The organism is Stenotrophomonas maltophilia group sp. RNC7, from assembly GCF_030910085.1.
Lineage (GTDB): Bacteria > Pseudomonadota > Gammaproteobacteria > Xanthomonadales > Xanthomonadaceae > Stenotrophomonas > Stenotrophomonas sepilia.
In genome coordinates this window covers 1-322 of the sequence record NZ_JAVFVN010000309.1, presented here as the reverse complement: position 1 = coordinate 322, position 322 = coordinate 1, and the positions used below count along the sequence as shown (strand labels likewise).

At 59.3% G+C, this 322-nt stretch carries 1 protein-coding gene; it reads left to right on the top strand.

Annotated elements, in window-relative coordinates; genetic code table 11:
* The first annotated feature begins 1 nt into the window (after nt 1).
* Complete coding sequence (locus RCF13_RS05190) at nt 2-64, top strand: helix-turn-helix domain-containing protein (RefSeq protein ID WP_308140915.1); 63 nt, start codon at nt 2-4, stop codon at nt 62-64.
* Nucleotides 65-322: the final 258 nt, after the last annotated feature.

The following is a 322-nucleotide window of genomic DNA, read 5'->3' as shown; positions in this document are numbered from 1 at the left end:
GATGCTGGGCATCCACCGCGCCACCCTGCGCAAGAAGCTGAAGGAATACGGCATCAGCGCGTAAGCGCGCGTGGGTAGTGCCGGCCGCTGGCCGGCAACCCCATGAACCATGGCAGGACCGGTAGATACACGCCCTGCGTGGATCGAAGCCCGGCCGAATCAGCCGCCACCCCCCGCCATACAGAACTACCTAAACACATGGAACAACACGGGCGCCGCGAAGAAAAACGAATCCACACGGTCTACCAAGCCGCCAAGTCCCTAGATCAAGTGGCACAAAACCTAGAAGAAACAGTACCGCTTGATCTCCGAAATCAACAGG